Origin of the sequence: Thermomonas sp. (assembly GCF_035369645.1) — a bacterium.
Lineage (GTDB): Bacteria > Pseudomonadota > Gammaproteobacteria > Xanthomonadales > Xanthomonadaceae > Thermomonas.
This window is the reverse complement of sequence record NZ_DAOOUM010000028.1, coordinates 16,061-33,860: the sequence shown is the minus strand read 5'-3', so window position 1 is coordinate 33,860 and position 17,800 is coordinate 16,061. Positions and strand designations below refer to the sequence as shown.

Annotated in this window: 17 protein-coding genes; 13 read left to right on the top strand and 4 right to left on the bottom strand. The window is 61.7% G+C overall.

What is annotated here, in order from left to right:
* Positions 1 to 275: 275 nt before the first annotated feature.
* On the top strand, positions 276 to 512 hold the full coding sequence (rpmB, locus tag PK789_RS06965; RefSeq protein ID WP_324307985.1) for a 50S ribosomal protein L28: 237 nt from the start codon (positions 276 to 278) through the stop codon (positions 510 to 512).
* A 10-nt stretch (positions 513 to 522) separates the two neighbouring features.
* Positions 523 to 690, top strand: a complete 168-nt coding sequence (gene rpmG / locus PK789_RS06960; protein ID WP_171033465.1) for a 50S ribosomal protein L33 — start codon at positions 523 to 525, stop codon at positions 688 to 690.
* 170 nt (positions 691 to 860) lie between these two features.
* Here rpmG and PK789_RS06955 read toward each other — a convergent pair whose 3' ends face one another.
* Together PK789_RS06955 and PK789_RS06950 are read right to left on the bottom strand one after the other, a co-directional pair.
* On the bottom strand, positions 861 to 1,799 hold the full coding sequence (locus PK789_RS06955) for an META domain-containing protein (RefSeq protein WP_324307984.1): 939 nt from the start codon (positions 1,797 to 1,799) through the stop codon (positions 861 to 863).
* 75 nt (positions 1,800 to 1,874) lie between these two features.
* The gene (locus PK789_RS06950; RefSeq protein ID WP_324307983.1) at positions 1,875 to 2,729 is read right to left on the bottom strand and encodes an undecaprenyl-diphosphate phosphatase; all 855 of its coding nucleotides are present in this window, start codon (positions 2,727 to 2,729) and stop codon (positions 1,875 to 1,877) included.
* A gap of 212 nt (positions 2,730 to 2,941) precedes the next feature.
* Here PK789_RS06950 and glnA point away from each other — a divergent pair, with 212 nt between their 5' ends.
* From glnA to PK789_RS06930, 4 genes are all read left to right on the top strand, one after another.
* The gene (gene glnA, locus PK789_RS06945; protein WP_324307981.1) at positions 2,942 to 4,351 is read left to right on the top strand and encodes a type I glutamate--ammonia ligase; all 1,410 of its coding nucleotides are present in this window, start codon (positions 2,942 to 2,944) and stop codon (positions 4,349 to 4,351) included.
* Between the two features lie 279 nt (positions 4,352 to 4,630).
* Positions 4,631 to 5,440 (top strand): TorF family putative porin, encoded by an 810-nt coding sequence (locus PK789_RS06940; RefSeq protein WP_324307979.1) that lies wholly within the window; start codon positions 4,631 to 4,633, stop codon positions 5,438 to 5,440.
* Positions 5,441 to 5,455: 15 nt separating this feature from the next.
* Positions 5,456 to 5,794 carry a P-II family nitrogen regulator gene (locus PK789_RS06935; RefSeq protein ID WP_324307978.1) on the top strand — a complete coding sequence of 113 codons (339 nt, stop codon included), beginning with the start codon at positions 5,456 to 5,458 and terminating at the stop codon, positions 5,792 to 5,794.
* 115 nt (positions 5,795 to 5,909) lie between these two features.
* The gene (locus tag PK789_RS06930; RefSeq protein ID WP_503011917.1) at positions 5,910 to 7,232 is read left to right on the top strand and encodes an ammonium transporter; all 1,323 of its coding nucleotides are present in this window, start codon (positions 5,910 to 5,912) and stop codon (positions 7,230 to 7,232) included.
* An 18-nt stretch (positions 7,233 to 7,250) separates the two neighbouring features.
* Here PK789_RS06930 and PK789_RS06925 read toward each other — a convergent pair whose 3' ends face one another.
* Complete coding sequence (locus PK789_RS06925; RefSeq protein ID WP_324307975.1) at positions 7,251 to 9,167, bottom strand: putative bifunctional diguanylate cyclase/phosphodiesterase; 1,917 nt, start codon at positions 9,165 to 9,167, stop codon at positions 7,251 to 7,253.
* Between the two features lie 164 nt (positions 9,168 to 9,331).
* Here PK789_RS06925 and PK789_RS06920 point away from each other — a divergent pair, with 164 nt between their 5' ends.
* The 7 genes from PK789_RS06920 (at position 9,332) to PK789_RS06890 (ending at position 14,914) form a co-directional block, all read left to right on the top strand.
* A complete protein-coding gene (locus tag PK789_RS06920; protein ID WP_324307973.1) occupies positions 9,332 to 10,102 on the top strand; it encodes an N-acetylmuramoyl-L-alanine amidase in 771 nt (256 codons plus the stop codon).
* Between the two features lie 46 nt (positions 10,103 to 10,148).
* Positions 10,149 to 11,204, top strand: a complete 1,056-nt coding sequence (locus PK789_RS06915; RefSeq protein ID WP_324307971.1) for a two-component system sensor histidine kinase NtrB — start codon at positions 10,149 to 10,151, stop codon at positions 11,202 to 11,204.
* Positions 11,201 to 12,610 carry a nitrogen regulation protein NR(I) gene (gene ntrC / locus PK789_RS06910; RefSeq protein ID WP_324307969.1) on the top strand — a complete coding sequence of 470 codons (1,410 nt, stop codon included), beginning with the start codon at positions 11,201 to 11,203 and terminating at the stop codon, positions 12,608 to 12,610. Before PK789_RS06915 ends, ntrC begins: the two co-directional genes overlap by 4 nt.
* 89 nt (positions 12,611 to 12,699) lie before the next feature.
* Complete coding sequence (locus PK789_RS06905; RefSeq protein WP_324307968.1) at positions 12,700 to 13,281, top strand: superoxide dismutase family protein; 582 nt, start codon at positions 12,700 to 12,702, stop codon at positions 13,279 to 13,281.
* Between the two features lie 72 nt (positions 13,282 to 13,353).
* Positions 13,354 to 13,950, top strand: a complete 597-nt coding sequence (locus tag PK789_RS06900; protein ID WP_324307967.1) for a hypothetical protein — start codon at positions 13,354 to 13,356, stop codon at positions 13,948 to 13,950.
* Entirely contained in the window at positions 13,947 to 14,555 is a 609-nt protein-coding gene (locus PK789_RS06895; RefSeq protein ID WP_324307965.1) for a hypothetical protein, read from the top strand. The genes PK789_RS06900 and PK789_RS06895 overlap by 4 nt, the downstream gene beginning before the upstream one ends.
* An 80-nt stretch (positions 14,556 to 14,635) precedes the next feature.
* Complete coding sequence (locus tag PK789_RS06890) at positions 14,636 to 14,914, top strand: hypothetical protein (RefSeq protein WP_324307964.1); 279 nt, start codon at positions 14,636 to 14,638, stop codon at positions 14,912 to 14,914.
* Here the strand turns inward: PK789_RS06890 and PK789_RS06885 are convergent.
* Entirely contained in the window at positions 14,911 to 17,790 is a 2,880-nt protein-coding gene (locus tag PK789_RS06885) for a protein kinase domain-containing protein (RefSeq protein WP_324307963.1), read from the bottom strand. The two genes, PK789_RS06890 and PK789_RS06885, sit on opposite strands and share 4 nt — an antisense overlap.
* Positions 17,791 to 17,800: the final 10 nt, after the last annotated feature.

Sequence of the window (17,800 nt, the reverse complement as noted above, 5' to 3'; positions counted from 1 at the left end):
TTAGAGCAGAGGACTCATAATCCTTTGGTTCCAGGTTCGAGTCCTGGTGGGCCCAAATGACCTGACGGTGATGACTGTTGCCGCCCAGACAAGGCATTGCCGGGCGATGGATGGGTGCATCGGCAGATGCATGTTGTGGAGCAAGTGTTTGCGCGGCAAGGAAATTTCCCGCATAATACGCGGCTCGCTGCGCCTTGCAGCGTGTTCCCGTTGCTGTCAGCGGGGCCGCCGTCTCCCGGGCTACGGGCGACAACCACACACTATCGAGGTGCACAGTGTCAAAAGTCTGCCAAGTGACCGGCAAGCGCACGACGACCGGTAATAACGTCTCGCACTCCAATCGCAAGACCCGTCGCCGCTTCCAGCCCAACCTGCATGAGCGCCGCTTCTGGGTCGCGTCGGAAAACCGTTGGGTCAAGCTCCGTATTTCCAATGCCGCGCTGCGCACCATCGACAAGAACGGTATCGATGCCGTCCTCGCCGACCTGCGCAAGCAGGGCGAGAAGGTCTGAGGAGAACTGAATCATGGCTACCAAGCGCGATAAAATCCGTCTGATCTCGTCGGCCGGCACCGGTCATTTCTACACCACCGACAAGAACAAGAAGAACACCCCGAACAAGATGGAAGTCAGCAAGTACGACCCCGTTGTTCGCAAGCACGTGATGTACAAAGAAGGCAAGATCAAGTGACGCACTGACGCGAGCGCGCAGCGCTCGCCTTTGTCAGTACGTCATCCCCGAGTGCTCTTGTCGGGGTCTGGCACTTCAAACAAGAAACCCGCCGAAAGGCGGGTTTCTTGTTTGTCGCTTCGTAAACAGTCACACAAGCCTGCGACGCGGCGGGCTTGTGTGCGGTGGCGTTATGGCTTTGGCTTTGCCGCTTCCGGCGCAGGTGCCGGTGTGGTGGGCTTCACCACTTCCACTTCCACGACCATGTCCAGCACATACGCAAACTTGGAACCATCCTTGGCCGGGGTTTTCAGCGGGAAGCGGTTGACCCGCAGCACGCTGCGCACGCCGGGACGTACCGCGAAACCTTCGATGGGGGTGCTGGTTTCGACATACGCACCGGGGGTGCCCATTTTCAGGCCCTTGTCGTCATAGTGGATCTCACGCATTTGCGCGCACAAGGTGGTTTTGTCGTTGGCGCAAGGCTTGGCGTCGGGCGAAATTTCCAAGAACACGCGCTCGCCTGGGCCGCCGTATTTGGTTTCGGCGGTCTGGTTGCCAGCAAACACCAATACGTCACCGGCCTTGTTGGTCAGCTCCAGCATCGGACTGCCGCCATCGGCCATGCGTAGCCCCAGTTCACCGGTCAGGCGCTTGCTGGCGGCTTGATCCAGGCCGGCCAGCTTGGGTTCGGCGCAGGCCTTCATGGTGGAGGCGAAATCCGTGGTCACGATGGTAGAGCCGGTGAGTTTGAAGCTGGTGTTGAGCACATTGCAGGCGTTGTCCACCGACAGTGTGCTGGCGGTGAAGTTCAGTGTCAGTGGTTTGTCGGCGCGCGCAAACAGCGCGTCGATGCGCTGCCCCTTGGCGTCAGTGGCCGTGGTCAAAGCCCAGTGCTGCTTGGGCAACACATTGACGGCCTGGATGGGGCCGGCCGCATGGAATGCGTAGTGGGTATTGGGGTCCATCGGTTTCAGCGCCGGGCTGGCGCTACCGGCGGGCGCGGCAGGTGTTGCTGCCGGTGCCGCGCGATTGCTGGCATCCGCTTTGGCGGTTGTGTTGGGTGCCGAATGCGGGCTGGGGCAGCCTGCTAAGGCCAATGGAAGTGCAAGCAGGAGCAGGTGTTTCATGCGGAGACCTCGATACGATGTCGCGATGATGAAAAGACGATCCGGATGGAGAACATGCCGGTGGTGGTGATGGGCTTAGCCGCCGCTGGGCAACCAAATCAGTAAGGCGATACCCAGCACCAAGCGATACACCGCAAATGCGGTGAAGCGATGGCTTTGGATGTAGTGCAGTAACCACTTTACCGCTACAAACGCAGTGATGGCCGATGCCACACAAGCCAGCACCAGTGCGCTCCAGTCTTCGCCACCCAGCGCGCCTTGTTTGTACATCGACAAGAGCTCGTAGCCGGTGGCAGCGAACATGGTGGGAATGCCGACCAAGAACGCAAATTCGGTAGCTGCCGCGCGGCTGGTCGTCCCCGCCAGCAGGGCGATAAAGATGGTGGCGGCGCTGCGCGAAGTGCCGGGAAACACCCCAGCCACCACTTGCGCCACACCCACCAAAAGCGCCACCCGCCAGGTGATGGCAGTGCGCTCACCCAGTTGCGCCGCGCGCCGCCCGGCCAGCCACTCGGCCCCCAACATCCATAGCGCGCCTAAGACCAGCGCCCAGGCGATGGGGGTGACGGAGTCGGGTAATTGCCAGCCTAATTTTTTGACCAGCAAGCCCAGCACTGCGGTCACCAAAAAGGCGGCACTTAGTTTGATTGCGTAATCGCGTGACTGTGCGGGGGTTGCGGTGATCCCCAAGGGGTCGAATTCGGCGGGCGCATCGCGGCCAGTGAAGGCCAGCAGCATGCCCCACAGTCGCTTCCGGTAAATCAGCAGCACCGCCAGGATTGCGCCGGCTTGGATGGCGACATTGAACAGATCGCTGCGCGCCCCCAGCCAGTGCTCGGCAATCAGTAGGTGGCCGGTGCTGGAAATGGGCAGAAATTCGGAAATACCTTCGATGATGCCCAGCAGTAGGGCGGCCAGCAGATCGTTCATGGGGGTTGGGCGCGGAGGGGTGGCGCAGCATAGCGCGAAATCAAATTCATCAAGTTAGTGAAATCTGAGAAATGATTGCACTAAAAGAGTGCATGTTGGTTGTCCGCAGATGGGTCTACTTCTTTAGTATCAATATGTTACGAGTTGGCACGGCAATTGCTATATCAAATTTATCCACACCACCCTTTCCGCCCATTCTTTGGAGTTGCCCCATGTCGCTGGAACTGATCGAAAAACTCATCAAGGACCACAAGATCGAATTCGTCGATTTGCGCTTTGCCGACATGCGCGGCGTGCAGCACCATGTGACCTTCCCCAAATCCATCGTCGATGCGTCGCTATTTGAAGACGGCAAGATGTTCGACGGCAGCTCGATTGGCGGCTGGCGCGGCATTCAAAACTCGGACATGGTGCTGCTGCCGGACCCAGCCACCGCGTTTGTTGATCCGTTCACCGCTGACCCGACCTTGGTGCTGATTTGCGACATTTTGGATCCGGCCACCATGCAGGCTTACACCCGCGACCCGCGCGGTGTGGCCAAGCGCGCCGAGGCGTATTTGAAGGCCAGCGGCATGGCCGAGCAGGCGTTTTTTGGCCCCGAGCCGGAGTTTTTCATCTTCGATTCGGTGCGCTTCGCCAATGAAATGGGTCACACTTTTTTCCAGGTGGATTCGGAAGAAGCGCATTGGAATTCCGGCCGCGATTACGCCGGCGGCAACAGCGGTTATCGGCCGATGGTGAAGGGCGGTTACTTCCCGGTGGCACCGTTGGATTCGTTGCACGACCTGCGTGCCGAGATGTGCAAGACGCTGGAAAAAGTCGGCATCGAAGTAGAAGTGCATCACCACGAAGTGGCCAATGCCGGGCAGTGCGAGATTGGCACCAAGTTCAACACCATGACCAAAAAAGCCGATGATTTGATGACGATGAAATACATCATCAAGAACGTGGCGCACCGCAGTGGCAAGACCGTGACCTTTATGCCCAAGCCGATCGTGGGCGACAACGGCAGCGGTATGCATGTGCATATGTCGCTGGCCAAGGGTGGCGTCAATTTGTTCAGTGGTGATGGTTATGGTGGGCTGTCGCAGATGGCGCTGTGGTACATCGGCGGCATCTTCAAGCACGCGCGAGCGATCAATGCGTTTGCCAACTCCAGCACCAATTCGTACAAGCGTCTGGTGCCGGGGTATGAGGCCCCGGTGATGCTGGCGTATTCGGCCAGCAACCGTTCGGCCAGCTGCCGTATTCCGTATGTGGCCAACCCGAAGGCGCGCCGCATCGAAATGCGTTTCCCCGACCCGATGAACAGCGGCTATTTGATCTTTGCGGCGCTGATGATGGCCGGCTTGGACGGCATCAAACACCAGATCGACCCGGGCGCGCCGTCGGACAAGGATCTGTACGACTTGCCGCCGGAAGAAGAGAAGAACTACCCCACGGTTTGCCACTCGCTGGATCAGGCGCTGGAAGCGCTCGATAAAGACCGCGAATTCCTGAAAGCGGGCGGGGTGTTCACCGATGATTTCATCGACGCCTACATCGGTTTGAAGATGAAGGAAGTGACCGCGTTCCGTGGTGCCACGCACCCGTTGGAATACCAGATGTACTACACGCTCTGATTGCCCACGCAAGGGTGAGCGAAGCAGGCTGATCCTCGCTTCGCTCCCTCCCCGGCGAGGATTGGAGCGGCCGGAAGCGTGCACTGACGGGTGCACGCCTTCCGCGCCGTTGTCTGCATGGGCAGGGGGCGAGGCGGGCTGCGCGCAGCGGATCTGCGCGGCAACAACAGGAGGCACATGCGATCGAACGATCGCCGCAGGCAGAACCCACACGATTCTGCATTGCACGAGTACGCAACACGGACCGGGGAGGGCTACCGCTTATGAGGAGCCTGCGTCATGTCGTCTCACGACCTTGCAACACCGTTTCATCGCGTGGCCTCCTTGCAGTGCACACGCAGCCGCACGCACGCGTGCACCTTGTTGGCCTTGTGCACCTTGTCTGCCATCGGCCATGCGCAAGCAGGCAACAGTGGCAACCTGTCGCTGACTAGCGACTATGTCTTTCGCGGCATCTCGCAAAACAATCAACACCCCGCCTTGCAAGCGGGTTTCGAACATGCCGCAGACAATGGCCTGTATGCGGGGGCATGGGGCAGCAACATCAGTTGGCTGGCAGATACCTCCAGCAGCGCCGCACCCATCTCCAGCAGTCTTGAGCTGGATGCCTATGCCGGCTGGCGCGGCACGCCAAGCCCCGCCGTGAGCGTGGATGTGGGCGTGCAGTACTACGCCTATCCCGGCCACTTCCCGTCCGGCTTCAATCGCGCCGATACGCTGGAGTTGTATGCCGGCGTGACGCTTGCCGCCAGCAAGCGTGTCAGCTTGGGCGCGAAGTATTCGCTGGCCACGACCGATCTGTTTGGCTATGCCGACTCCAATGGCAGCGGCTATCTCGACCTCAGCGCCACCTTCGCCGTTGACGACCACTGGAGCCTTGCCGCGCATGCCGGCAAACAGTGGATTTCACACAACGCCGCCTTCGCCTATCGCGATTGGAAGCTGGGCATCACCCGCAATTTTTCGCAGGGTGTTTCCGTGGCGCTGGCCTATACCGGCAGCAACGCCAATGACGCGCTGTACACCAATCCGTGGGGCAACAGGCTCGCCAAGGACACCTTGGTGCTGACCCTAAATAAAACCTTTTGAAGGAGGTCATACGCGATGAAATTGATCACCGCCATCATTCGCCCGTTCAAGTTGGATGACGTGCGCGAAGCCCTGACCGAAGTAGGGGTGTCTGGCATCACGGTCACCGAGGTCAAAGGGTTTGGCCGTCAAAAAGGGCATACCGAGTTGTATCGCGGCGCGGAGTATCAAGTTGATTTTTTACCCAAATTGAAAATCGAGTGCGCAGTCACGCAAGACAGTTTTGATGTGGCGATCGACGCCATCGTTAACGCTGCAGCTACCGGAAAAGTGGGCGACGGCAAAATTTTTGTCGTCGGTCTCGACCAAGCCATTCGTATTCGTACTGGGGAGATCGGCAGTGATGCACTCTAATTTTTGCAAGGACAGCATGCACCTGACCCACAACGCCTCGCGCATCCGGGGCGCGATGTGGTGTGCTTCACTCATCTTGTTGGCGACCTGCGGGGGGTTGTCTGCACAGCCATTAATGCCGGCACCTACCATCAGCAAGCCTGACACCGCTTGGGTGCTACTCAGTGCCGCACTGGTGATCTTCATGACATTGCCCGGACTGGCCTTGTTTTATGGTGGCCTGGTGCGCAGCAAAAATGTGCTTTCAATCCTGATGCAAACGTTGGCGGTGTTTGCGGTAGTCGCCATTTTGTGGGCGCTGTATGGCTACAGCCTGGCGTTTACCGAAGGCAATGCGTTCATCGGCGGGCTGGACCGGGTACTCGCACACGGGCTGGATGCCAATGCATTGGCTGCCACCTTCAGCAAAGGCGTGTATATCCCGGAACTGGCGTTCTTTGTGTTTCAAGGCGCATTTGCCTGCATCGCGTGTGCGCTGGTAGTGGGCGCGTTTGCCGAGCGCGTGAAGTTTTCCGGCGTGCTGCTGTTCACCGTGCTGTGGTTCACCTTTGCCTATCTGCCAATGGCGCACATGGTCTGGTTTTTCCCGGGCCCGGATGCGTTCACATCCAACGCGATGGCGGCGACGGCGACGGCGAAGGCGGGGTATCTGTGGGCGAGGGGCGCGTTGGATTTTGCCGGCGGCACGGTGGTGCATATCAATGCCGCAGTGGCCGGTTTGGTGGGCGCATTCATGGTCGGCAAGCGCATTGGCTATGGGCGTGAAGCGTTGAAGCCGCACAACCTCACCCAGACCATGGTCGGCGCGTCGATCCTGTGGGTGGGCTGGTTTGGCTTCAATGCCGGCTCTGCGCTGGAAGCCAATGGCACCGCCGCGCTGGCCTTCGTCAACACCTTCCTTGCCACTGCCGCTGCGGTAGTGGCATGGACGGCATTGGAATGGCTGCACAAGGGCAAGCCCTCGCTGCTGGGCGCGGCCTCCGGCGCGGTAGCGGGCTTGGTGGCGATCACGCCTGCTGCAGGTCTGGTGGGCCTGATGGGGGCGCTGGCTATCGGCGCAATCACCGGCGCGCTGTGTTTATGGGGCGTGGGCGGGCTGAAACGCTGGCTGCGGGCGGATGACAGCCTGGACGTGTTTGGCGTGCATGGCGTGGGTGGGATTGCCGGTGCGCTGCTGACCGGCGTGTTTGCCGCGCCGGCGCTGGGCGGCACCGGCATCTGGGATTACGTCAGCCAAACCGCGCAGCCTGAGTACGGCATCTTAGCGCAGTTGTGGATCCAGCTGCAGGGCGTGCTATTGACGGTGCTGCTCTCCGGGACGGTGTCACTGCTGGCGTTTGGTGTTGTGAAATACACCGTGGGTTTGCGCGTGGATGCCGATGCCGAGCGCGAAGGCTTGGATATCGCCACCCACGGCGAAAGTGCCTATACCCATTGAACCGACGTCCCTGCCGCGTCAATCTCGCGGCAGGGGCAGCGGTCGTTGGGCACGGACAAATGCCACGAAGTCCGCCATTGGCAACGCCGGTGACCAATGAAAGCCCTGCCCAAATTCGCAGCCAAAGGCTGTCAGCCGCGCCAAGGTGGCGGCATCTTCTACGCCTTCGGCCACGACTTGCAGATCCAGACGGTGCGCCATTTCGATGATCGCGCGCACCAGCCCCTCATCGTGGGTGCTCGAGCACATCCGGCGCACAAAGGATTGATCCACTTTCAGGTGGTGCACCGCGAACCGACGCAAATAGCCAAGGTTGGAATAGCCAGTACCAAAATCATCGATGGTGATATGGATGCCAGTACCACGCAGGCGTTGCAGGATGTTGCTCAAGTGATGGGCATCGGCGAGGAGTGATGATTCAGTCAGCTCCAGCTCCAGCGTGCTGGCGGGCAGCATTGCATCTGCCAATGCGCTGGTAATGACGGCTTCAATGTCGCCACGTTGAAACTGCAGCGGTGAAACATTGACCGCCACGTTGATATCCAATAGACCCAGATCGCGCCACCTGCGGGCGTCCTTGCAGGCTTGACGCAGTACATACTCGCCCAGTGCATGGATCAACCCGCTGCGCTCGGCGATGGGGATGAATTGTGCCGGCGGCAGCATGCCCCATTCTGGGTGTTGCCAACGCAGCAAAGCTTCGGCACCGACGATGCGGCCACTGAGTAATTCAAATTGCGGCTGATAGTGCAATTGCAGCTGCCCAAGGGTCATCGCATGGCGTAGATGCGAAGCAATCCGCAAGTGCTCCTGTGCGCCCTTGCTCATGCTGGCATCAAAGCGCAGAAAGGTGTTGCGGCCCGATTCCTTGGCGCGGTACATGGCTAGGTCCGCATGTTTCAAAAGCGTACTTGCCTCGTTGCCATCTTGAGGTGCCATCGCGATGCCGATGGATGCAGTCACCCACACATCCAAGCCATTCAGAGTGAAGGGCTGCTCCAGTGTGCGGAACAGCTGGGTTACTACATTGGTAACTGCCGCCTCATCTTGCAGATCATCGAGCAGGATGAAAAATTCATCCCCCGATGCGCGTGCCACCACACCGGATTTGCCCACACACAGACCCAGCGCATCGGCGACTTGGCACAGCAAAGCATCACCTGCAACATGGCCAAGGGAATCGTTGATGGTCTTGAAATTGTCCAAGTCCAATAGCAACACAGCAACGTGGCGATCGCTGCCGTGTGCGGACTTCAGCACGGTACCCAAATGTGCCTTGGCGGAGACCCGATTCGGTAGGCCGGTCAGACTGTCGCGCAAGGCCAAATATTCGATTTGTGCGTGCGAGGCTTGCAAGGCCTGCTTTTCATTTTCTAGATGCACCATCACGCGGCGTAAGTCGCTCACCATCAACCACACCAAAAAACCGCTGACGACAATGATCAATGAAAAGTTGAACACCCGCACGCCACTCATCGGCAGCGGAACCGACAGCAAGATCCCGTTGCGATCCAGCGCGAACAACAGCAAAAAACTGACCACCATCAATACCGACAAGACTTGCAGCAGGCGCTTGGAGCCAAATAAACCTGCAAAGACCAACAAGGTTGGGTAAGCCATTGCGGCCTCATCAAACATCCCTTGGCCACTTCCCATCATCAGCGCGGTCAGGCCCAGCAACAGGCCAACGATCATTAACCACGCAGCGCGCAGCAACCGCCCGTGTTGGTTCCACCAATAGGCCAATAGCAACAATGCGATGTTGCCAAGATCCAAGCTAGCGTTGATATATCGGGCATACGCCAAATTGATCAGTGTGACTGCAAGAAATGCCGCTAGCAGCACCCACAAAATTTGCCGCAACCGCTGTTGTTGGAGCGCCAGTAGAGCGCCTGGAAGAGCGTGTATGCGATTACCCGTGGCCTCGATGGACATGCACTTGGTCTTCCTGACATTGGCTAGCAAGGGAGGCGTGATGATGCAGCGAGCTATTGGCCGAAGGTTTGGTCTTGCCCTGAACAATAGTAAAACGCATTCGCAGGTAACGGAACAATGCCAAGGCATTGAACCACAGCCCCAAACGTCACTAATATCGCAGCATGCTGCCTCGCCTACGCGCCCCGCCACTCGTGTTGCTCAGTGCGCTGCTTGCCGCCTGCGCGCATGCGCCTGCGCCCGTGCACAATCCATTGGCGCAATGGGTGCCTTCGTCCAATGTGGATGTGCGGCGACCGGTGCTCATCGTGTTGCATGCCACTGAACAGACCAGCGCACAGCAAAGTCTGGACACCTTGCGCACCGCCAACAGCAAGGGCCCGGTCAGCGCGCATTATTTGATTGGTGCCGATGGCCGCATCTATCAGTTGGTCGCCGATGCCGCGCGTGCCTGGCATGCCGGCGGTGGCCGCTGGGGCACCATTACCGATGTGAATTCGGCTTCGATTGGGATCGAGATCGACAACGCCGTCGGCAGGCCCTACACCGAGGCGCAGATCAGCGCGCTGCTGCGTCTGCTAGACGACCTCACCACGCGCCTGGGCATCCCCAAAACCCAAGTCATCGGCCACGCCGATTTGGCCCCCACCCGCAAGCGTGACCCCGGCGCGCTGTTCCCGTGGCAGCAGTTGGCCGCCGCAGGCTACGGCTTGTGGCCGCAAGGTGCATTGGTTGAGCCACCAGCCGGCTTTGACCCGTGGCTAGCGATGGCGGCGGTTGGCTACCCACTGGGTGACCGCGCCGCCGCCGTGCGCGCCTTTCACCGCCACTACCGTGGCCACGACGATGGCGAAGACCCGCAGGCCGCCTTCGATGCGGAGGATTTGCGCATCCTGTACGCCTTGGCGCAACAGCGGATGGCGATGAAGCCCTGAAACCTTGGGTTGAACACGCGGCCCGTGTTTGCACTAAATTAGTGCAATGACCGCCACGCTGCCCCTCGACACCTTGGACGAACTGACCACCCCGTTGCTGCGGCTGGATGCGGCCGGACAGGTGGTGGATGCCAATTTGGCGGCGGGGCGTTGGTTGGGGGTCAGCCGCCGACGCTTGCTGGGCACCCCGGCGGTGGCGTTGGAGCGCGATGCACAGGTTTTGGCCGATGGCTTGCGCGTGGCCTTGCACCAAGGCCACGACGCCCCGCTGCGGCTGCGGCGGGTGGCGCTGGCCGCGCCCGGTAGCGCAGAGCTGCATTTTGCCGATCTCTGGCTAAGCCCTTGCGAAGCCGGTGGCTGCTGGCTGGAAGCGCATCCGGTGGATGAGTTTGCCGGCGATGAGCAGGCGCAGTCGCTGCCATCGGCGCTGAGTGCGTCGCTGAAAGGCTTGGCGCACGAATTGCGTAACCCGCTGGCCGGTATCAAGGGCGCGGCACAATTGTTGGCACGGCGTGGCGATGCCGATAACCGCGAACTGACCACCTTGATCGAAGCCGAGGTCGAGCGTTTGGTGCTGCTGGTGGATCGCTTGCTATCGCCAGCACCGCCGCGCGCTTTCGCCGCGTTGAATATCCATGCCGTGCTGGAGCGCGTGCTGCGTTTGGCCGAAAGCGAGGCCGGCTGGGCCACCCGCTTGCAACGCGATTACGACCCGTCCATTCCAGACCTTGATGGCGATGCCGACCGCCTGATGCAGGCACTGTGGAACTTGGTGCGCAATGCCATCGAGGCCGGTGCCAGCAATGTGCAACTGCGCACCCGCATTGACCACGGCGCACGTATTTTTGATGCCGTGCATGCGCAGGCGCTGCGCTTGGACATCATCGACGATGGCCACGGCGTTCCCTCAGAACTGGCCGAGCAAATTTTGCTGCCATTGGTCAGTGGGCGCGCCGATGGCACGGGTTTGGGGCTGGCGCTGACCCAGCAGATCGCGCGTGAACATCGCGGCTCGTTGGCGTGGCGCTCGCGTCCCGGGCATACCGTGTTCACCTTGTTGTTGCCACTGACCGAGCCCAACCATGACGGAGCGCAACCATGACGGAGCCGGTACACCTGTGGGTGGTGGACGATGACCATGCAGTGCGCTTTGTGCTGGCCACCGCGCTGCGCGATGCCGGCTACGCGGTCAGCGCCTACGGCAATGCTGCCGACGCCATGCAGGCCTTGCGCCACACGCCGCCGCCCGCGTTGGTGGTCACCGATGTGCGCATGCCCGGGGACAGCGGTCTGCAATTATTGGAGCAGCTCAAAGCCGCACATCCACAGGTGCCGGTGATCGTGATGTCGGCCTATACCGATGTGGCCAGCACCGCCGGTGCGTTTCGCGGTGGCGCGCACGAATTTTTATCCAAACCTTTTGATCTAAATGAAGCGGTGGCACTGGTGCGGCGCGCGCTGCCGCAGCAGGCCCCGCCGGCACCCAGCGTGGCCATGCCGCAGCCGCAGGAGGCTGATTTGCTGGTGGGCAATGCGCCGGCGATGCGCGCGTTGTTTCGCGCCATTGGCCGGTTGGCGCAGGTGCCACTGTCGGTTTTGGTCACCGGCGAAACCGGCACCGGCAAAGAGTTGGTAGCACGCGCGCTGCATCGCGAATCACCGCGCGCCGCGCGGCCGTTTATCGCGCTGAATACCGCAGCGATTCCGTCCGAATTGCTGGAGTCCGAACTCTTCGGCCACGAGGCCGGTGCCTTCACCGGCGCCAACAAACGCCAGATCGGGCGGTTTGAGCAAGCCGATGGCGGCAGCTTGTTTTTGGATGAAATCGGCGACATGCCGGCGGCATTGCAAACCCGCTTGTTGCGGGTGCTGGCCGAGGGCGAGTTTTACCGCGTGGGTGGGCGCGAGTTGATCCGGGTGGATGTGCGCGTGATTGCGGCCACCCATCAACCGCTGGAAGCCTTGGTCGATGCTGGCCGCTTCCGTGCCGACTTGCTGCACCGGCTCAATGTGGTGCGCTTGCCGTTGCCGCCCCTGCGCGAGCGCCGCGAAGACATCCCCATGCTGGCAGCGCGGTTTTTGGCCACTGCCACCCAGCGCCTGCAACTGCCGCCCAAGCAACTGACCAAGCCGGCACTGGAGCGCCTGCAAGCACATCCGTGGCCGGGCAATGTGCGGGAGCTGGAAAACCTGTGCTGGCGGCTGGCCGCGCTTGCTCCCGGCGACACCATCGGCGTGGACGATTTGGCCTTGGCGCTGCCGGATGCGGCGGCGGCATCCATCGCAACGCCGGTCGAATGGACGCAGGCGCTGGCCGAGTGGGCGCGCAACGAACTTGCCGCCGATGTGCCGAATCTGCATGCGCAAGCGCGCGATCAACTCGACCGCACGTTGCTGGAAGTGGCGCTGGAACGCTGCAATGGACATCGCGGCGATGCGGCCAATCTGCTGGGGCTGTCGCGCAATACCGTCACCCGCAAGCTGGGTTCCTCGCGCAAGCGACATTGAGCCTCCGCAGCGGGGCAATACCCCGCGCTACAACCCCCGCTTCATGCCATCGCTGGCATAGTGAGTCCTCCACGCAATCGGAGCGCCCCATGTCGTCCCTGCCCAAGGCCACCTTCGCCGCCGCCCTCGCCATTGGCCTGACCGCCTGCGCCAGTGCGCCATCCCCCACCGACGCACCACCCGCCGCCGCGCCCACCACGCAAAACACCAGCACGGCGAAGCAAGCCATCGCCAACCTCGCCTCCGCCTCCGGCAGCCTGGTCAGCGGCCGGCTGACACTGGTACCGATGGGCGGTGGCGTGCATATCCGTGGCGATATCGGTGGCTTGCCCCCCGGCAGCAGTCACGGCTTTCACATCCACGAAAAAGGCGATTGCAGTGCGGTGGATGCGGCCAGCGCCGGCGGCCACTTCAACCCCGCCGGCAAGCCGCACGGCCGCGCCGGCCACGGCGCGCACCACGCCGGAGACAGCGACAATTTGGTCGCCGATGCGCAAGGCGTGGCGCATGTCGATGCGCATGTGGAGGGGGTCAGCTTGGGCGGCGGAGCCAGCAACGACATTCTTGGCCGCGCAATTATTGTTCACGCCAATGCCGACGACTACAGCAGCCAACCGGCCGGCAATGCCGGCGCACGGGTGGCCTGCGGGGTGATACGCAGCACGCCATAGTTGCGCGGCCTGGCCGCTTTCTGTGCGGGTTTTCGCTAACACCTAGGTGCCCCTGTTTCCGGAAACCCCGTCATGCCCATGTCCCTGCCCATGTCCCTGCGCCGCTATCTGCCACTGGCCTTGTTGCTGCTCGTGGCCTGCTCAAAACCCGCGCCAGAGCCTGCAGCGGCAGCACCGGCGCAGACGCCGCCCGCCACCACAACGGCGGCGGATGCACCCACGGCGATTGCCGTCACCCCGCCTGAAGAAACCTGCACCCACGAACCACGCACCGACCCCGATGACAAACGCCCGCGCTGCGGCGGCGTGGGCAGCCCGCAGGCCAACGTCTCGCACGCCTATCGCATCACCTTGGAAAACGGCGAATCTTTCACCGCCTGCGACATCACCCAGCCGTTCAGCGGAAAAATCGGGCGCGGCATGATCACCCTGAAATTCACGCCCAATGGCGACAAAGGCGGTGCAGCCGCGTGGCATTTTTCTGGTGAGGGTGGCGTGGTGGATACCGCCTACAACTACAGCCTAAGTGGCCCCGAAGAACGCATGACCGGAACCTTCCAAGCCAACTCTGCCGTCTGCGGAAAGGCAGCCGGCCTGACCGCCTGCGCCGCCGCCAAACAGCAGACATTCACCTCCACCTGGACACGCATCGAGGCTTGCAGCGAATGAACACCATCCGTCATCCGCGCAGTTGGAAGCGCAGCCCTTGGCGTTTGCTGGGCTGTGCTTGCACTCTCACGTTGCTGCTGTCCGCCTGCGCACCCAAGCCCGAAACGGGCAATCCAGCGCCGACCGCTTCGCCCGCAACCCCATCAACACCCGCCGCCGCAGCGACGGGCACTGCGGCCACCCAACCCGAAGAAAAATGCACCAACGAACCGCGCACGGACGAGAACGACAAACGCCCGCGCTGCGGCGGCATGGGCATCACGACGCCCGCATCGCGGGCATTCCACGTCGTCGGTGGCAGCGGCGATCCGGTGGACCAGGTGGTCTGCAACATCGATGAAAAGTTCGTCTTGAACGGAAGAATGTTCGGCGTCGAGTTCAGCGGTGGCGTGGACGGCACCTACAAATTCGTGCGCACACCCAACATTCCCGGCCTGCATTGGAGTGCCGGCGGGCGCTACCACATCGGCTTTTCGGACGGCCCGGACAAACCCGGCACGATGACCACCGAAGGCGGTGGCACCACCACGGCCGGCGCACAATCGCGCACCTCCAGCGGTGGCGAGCATTTCACCTTGACCCAGGTTCCGGCGTGCAAGTCATGAGTGCCGGCAGCCGACACGCATCGCCGAATCCATCCACGCAACAACCCTGACACCCACTTGTCTTCACTAGGAGCATGACCATGATCCAGATCAGCAAACAGTCGTTCGGCATCCTCCTTGGCGCTCTGGTCGCAAGCGCCGCCTTGTCACCACTGGCGCACGCCGATTCGGTCAACGGCGGCAAGGGCGCCGCCGAACAATGCGTCAAATACCAGCATGCCAGAAGCGACAAACAGATCGCGTCCTGCTGCGCGGACATGCTCGATGGCGCAGGCGGGAAAGCCGCGCAACAAGAATGCGTGAAGTCCGGCAAGGCGATGGTGAGCGAGAAAAAAGTGGCGGCACCAAGCAAGGGCTAGCGCATGCCTAATTTGTGCGCCAGCGACTCGGCATCGGCGCGGCTGTTTTCTTGCGGCAATAACGCTTCGCGCAATACAGGTAGCGCGTGTTCAAGCAACTGGCGAGCGCCGTTTTTATCATCGCGATCGAACAGGATGCCGGCAAGTTCTTCGTGCGCAATGGCAAGGTCGACCGGCAGTGCGCCCGCCGCTTCAAACTTGCCGATAGCCTCGCGCTGCAAGGTTTCTGCGTGCGCAAGATCGCCGCGATCGCGTGCAAATGCAGCTTCTGCACGCAGCGCATGGGTAAACACCGGATGGGTGTCCGGCACCAGCGCGGACCAGCGCTTGCGGGCTTCCGCCAGCAGTGGCAGGCCACGTGCCGGGTCGTGCAGGTGTCGGGCAATCACGACCAACTGCCACGTCGTCAAGGCGTATTCGGCCGAATCCTCGCCATCCAATGTGCGTGCGCGTTCGCGCAGGGCCTGCATGCGCTTGAAGGCCTCGGCTTGCTGCCCGGCAAGACCGAGGCTGCGCACGTAATTGCGCTCCAACATGCGGCGTTGCGGATCGTCAGCGGAGAGACCGGCCGCATCCAGCAGGGCCAGCGCTTGCTTGCCCAGCGCCAGCGCCGCGGCGTAATCGCCGGCATTTTCGTTGGTGCCGGACAGGTTCATCAGCGAAATCGCACGCTCGGTCGGTGCAGGTGTCGCCGCGCTTCCGATCGATTCGCCTTGGGCGATTGCCTGAAGGCCTTCGCGATAGCGCCCCAGATCGTTGAGTACAAGGCCAAGTGCGTTCTGCAGCGTCGCCATGTGGTTGCCGGTGTCGCCGGTGGTCTTGCGTTGCAGGGCAATGGCTCGGCGGATCACGGGTTCGGCGGACTTGGCATCGCCCAGTTTGAGCAGGGCTTCGGCGCGTGAGCGCAGCAGGTTGATGCGCATCGGATGATCGGCCGGGATGCCGCTGCGATCGGCAAAGGCGATGCCTTGGTCGACGATCTGCAGGGCGCGCTTGTATTCGCCGGTGGACGACAGCATCGAGGAAAGCGTCTGGCTACTATTGATCACCACGTCTCGCGGCGGATCCTTCATGCTGCGTGCCAGCGTCAGCACTTGCAGCCACTCCTGCTCTGCCTGTTTGTTGTCGCCGTTGCGGTAGTACGCGATTCCCAGCTGGTCATGGATGTAGAGCTGCTGCGCGGGATCGTCGGATGCGAATCTGCCACGCAGCGTGGCCGCACGTTGCGCGATTGCCAGCGATGCCTTGCCGCGTTCCAGCGTGCCCAGCGCGGAGGAATAATCGTCCAGATCGCCGGCCAGCAGCAGTGCATCTTCGCGGGTGGACGGGGTCACCCCGCGCAGCCCTTGCTCGAACAGTTTCACCGCGAGTTTCGGTTCACCCAATGAGGTGTACAGCCGCCCAAGTAACCGCTGCACCGATTGCTTTACTTGCGGATCGAGCCGCTTCTGATCGAGTTGCGTGCGTGCTTGGTCGAGTAGTTGGCGGACGCTGACATCGGTACTCATCGCCTGATCGGGTGATGCGGCGGCCAGCGTATCGGTGAGGAACGCCAGCGTGGTGCGTGCGCTGTCACTTTCACGCTGCGCGATCTGCGCTTGCGTGCGTGCTTCCCGCGCCTGCCACAGCGCCACCCCGCTGCCAGCAAGCAGCGCCACGGTAATTGCCGCCAGCGAAGCCGCCAGCGCACGGTTGCGGCGCAACCACAGTCGCGTGCGCTGGCCACGTGACAGCGGCACGGCAGCGATGGGGCGGTTGTCCAGCCACGCTTTCAAATCATTCGCCAGTGCATCGGCGGAGGCATAGCGCTGCTCGGGGTTGCGCCGCAAACACGCCTGCACGATGTCGGCCAGGCTGCCGCGCAAGGCGCGTGCCAGCGATGCCGGCTGCAAGCCTCCGCGCAGCGCGGCTTGCTCGACACTTGTCTGGGCGGCGGCGCGGGTCAATGGCTCGGGCTCGCGCTCCAGCTGCTGCAACTGGCTGGCCACCGGGGTGTCGCGGGTCAGCCCGAACGGGTGCGCGCCGGACAGCAGGCGATGCAGGATGACACCCAACTGCCAGAGGTCGGTGGCGGTGGTGATCGGCGCGTCATGCAGCTGTTCGGGGCTGGCGTATTCAAAGGTGAGTGCGCGATCGAGGGTCGCTGTGGCTTCGACATCGGCCAATTGCTTGGCGATGCCGAAGTCGAGCAGCTTCACCCGGCCTTCGGTATCCACCAATAAATTGGACGGCTTGAGGTCGCGGTGTACGACCAGATTTCGATGTGCATAACGCACCGCGTCGAGCACCTGCAAAAACAACACAATGCGTTCCCGCAGGCCGAGTGTGTGCGCATCGCACCAACGGTCGATGGCCACGCCATCGATACGTTCCATCACGAAATAGGGTTCGCCATCAGCGCTGAATCCGCCGTCCAATAACCGTGCGATATTGGGGTGCTGCAAACCCGCGAGAATTTGCCGCTCACGCAGGAAACGCTCACGCGCCGCTTGTGAATCCGCGCTGGCGCGAATCAGCTTGAGTGCCGCGTGCTGCGCATACGCACCATCACTGCGCTCCGCCGCATACACCGCGCCCATGCCGCCGCGGCCGATGACGTCAATGATTTTCCACGCGCCGATACTGCGGCCCAGCATGGGGTCGTGTTGCGGACTCTCCTCATGCCCGAGTGCCCCCCCCCACACATCTGCGTTGCCGCTAAACGGCTCCGTGGCGGCCGCATCGGCATCCAGCAGAGCCTGTACTTGTGCGCGCAACGCGGCATCATCACCACACAACTCGGTCAGCTTGTTGTCGCGTGCACTCGCGGCAAGATCAACTACCGCATCGAAGATTTTCAAAGCGCGGCGGCGCTGCTCTGCGGCGTGGCTGTTCATATCGATGAAT